This is a genomic window from Clostridia bacterium, from assembly GCA_019683875.1.
Taxonomy (GTDB): Bacteria; Bacillota; Sulfobacillia; order RBS10-35; family Bu92; genus Bu92.
Genome location: JADGHN010000191.1, coordinates 1 through 2,264 on the forward strand (window position 1 = coordinate 1; position 2,264 = coordinate 2,264).

General features: G+C 72.8%; 2 protein-coding genes. Both read left to right on the forward strand.

Annotated features, from left to right (window positions below; translation table 11 throughout):
• Positions 1–432: 432 nt before the first annotated feature.
• Positions 433–609 carry a hypothetical protein gene (locus tag IRZ18_09780; GenBank protein ID MBX5477394.1) on the forward strand — a complete coding sequence of 59 codons (177 nt, stop codon included), beginning with the start codon at positions 433–435 and terminating at the stop codon, positions 607–609.
• An 84-nt stretch (positions 610–693) separates the two neighbouring features.
• The coding region (locus IRZ18_09785; GenBank protein MBX5477395.1) for an amidohydrolase at positions 694–2,264 on the forward strand (1,571 nt) is incomplete at its 3' end.

Sequence of the window (2,264 nt, forward strand, 5' to 3'; positions counted from 1 at the left end):
CCGCCGGCCGCCCGGCGTTCGTCGCCGACGCCTACGCGCGTCGCATCGGGACCCGGCTCGGTTGGTTCGAAGGCGCCGTCGGCTATGAGACGGCGCGCGCGGCCGTGATGGCGGCTTGGCGCGCCACGGCGGCGGAGTGGGCGGAGTTCCACGCCCTCCTCGTGGAGCTGGCCAAGCGGCATTGTCGCGCGCGCCCGGCGTGCGGCGGATGCCCTCTCCGACGCGAATGCGCATACGAAACCGCGCGCGCATGAGAATCGCGCCCCGGAGGCAGACTCTCGCCCGGTCGAGGCACCAGGAGGAGGGCGAGGCGTGGGACGCAGGCTCACCGAGGAGGAGCGGCGCGAGCGGGAGCGCAAGCGATGGTTCGGGCCGCAGTCGCCGGAAGAGGACGAGAGCCCGCTGGCGACCGTCAAATGGGAGGCGGCGGCCATGCTCGGCCTGCTGCAGAAGGTGCGGCAGGTCGGCTGGGGCGGGCTGACGGCGGCGGAGAGCGGCCGCGTCGGAGGCTACATGACGAAACTGCGCCGGGAACGGGGCGAGCTGCCGCCGCCAGAGGCGCACCTGTCCGGCCGGGACCCGTCGTCGACCTCCGAGACGCCGCCGTAGGGTCGCGGGACAACCGCCGCCCTGCCGGCCGTTCGCCAGGAATTGCCCCGCGCAGCGCGAAATCGCGTGGCGGGAGGGCGAACGATGAAATTCCTCGCCGCTGCAGTGCAATTCGAACCGGCCTGGGGTCGGCCCGCGGAGAACCTCGAGCGGCTTCTTGACCTCTCCCGACGCGCCGCTGACGCCGGCGCCCGCCTGATCGTGTGGCCGGAGATGGCCACGACCGGCTACATCTTCGCCGATCGCGCGGAAATCGCCCCCTTCGTGGAACCGGTCCCGGGGCCCACCAGCGAACGCGTCGCCGCCTTCTGTCGCGAGCGCCAGGTGTACGTCGCCTACGGTCTCGCGGAGGTGGAACCCGACACGGGCGTCTTCTATAACAGCGCCGTCCTCATCGATTCCAAGGGCAAGCTCGTCGGCCGCTACCGCAAGACGCACCTGTGGGTGGAGGACACCCGTTGGGCCGCGCCGGGCCAGGAGTGGTCCGTCTGGAACACGGAACTCGGCCGCGTGGCGCTCCTCATCTGCCGGGACGCCGACTTTCCCGAGGCCGCGCGGATCCTCGCGCTTTCGCGCGCCGACGTGGTCCTGCACCCGACGAACTGGCTCGGCCGCACGCCGGCCAACGTCTGGCGCGCCCGCGCGGCGGAGAACGGCGTGTTCTGGATCGCCACCAACCGCTGGGGCGAGGAGCGGGGAGTCCGCTTCTCGGGCGGCAGTTGCGTGATCGGCCCGGACGGGGAGGTCCTGGACGCGAAAGGACCCGAGGGCGACGGCGTGGCCATGGCCGTCGTCTCGGTCGACCGCGCCCGGGACAAGGAGCGGCCGGACGTGGACGCGCTCGTCTGCACGCCGGAGGAGTGCCAGGAATTGCTGCTGAACCCGCACCTGTACCCGCCCAGCGGCGGCTCGTTCCCGGAGGCGAAGGTGGTCGTGGTGCAAGCGGGCGACTCCCCGTCCAACCCGTCGGACGTGAAGCTCGCGTGCGAGCGCCAGCTGATCGAGCTGCTCGACTCGGACGCGCCGCCGGCGCTCGTCGTGCTGCCGGCGCTCGTCGACGTGCAGGACGTGCGCGGAGCCCGCGACGTGGCCGCGTGGGCGGAACCCCTGCCCGGACCCTCCAGTGATTGGCTGCTGGAGTGGGCGCGTCGCCTGAACAGCCGGTTGGTCACAACCCTTCTGGAGTGGGCGGACGGCGACCTCTACCTGACGACGGTCCTCGTCGGCACGGACGGCGTCGAGGCGAAGAAGAGGTCGAGCCAGATTCCGAAGCCGGCGCGCGCATGGTGTGGCACGGGGTCCGGCGACGCGTACGTCGACCTGCCGTTCGGCCGCGTGGGACTGCTCAACCTGACCGAACTGCGCCACCCGGAGCCGATCCGCCGCCTCGCGCAGCGCGGTTGCCGCCTCGTCGCCGCGCCCGGCGGGGGCGAGATCGGGCGGCCCTGGCTCTGGTCGGCCCGGGCGGAGGAGAACGACCTGTGCCTGGCCGTGGCGAACCGCGACGCCGGCGGCGGCAGCTTCGTGTACGGCGACCGTCGCGAGGAGGCGTCCCGCGCCCCGCTGGGCGAGCCGGGCCTCCACGAGTACCGGCTGCCCGCACGCGCCGCGTGGCTTGACGACAAGGCGACCTTGCGCATGCGCCCGGTCCACCT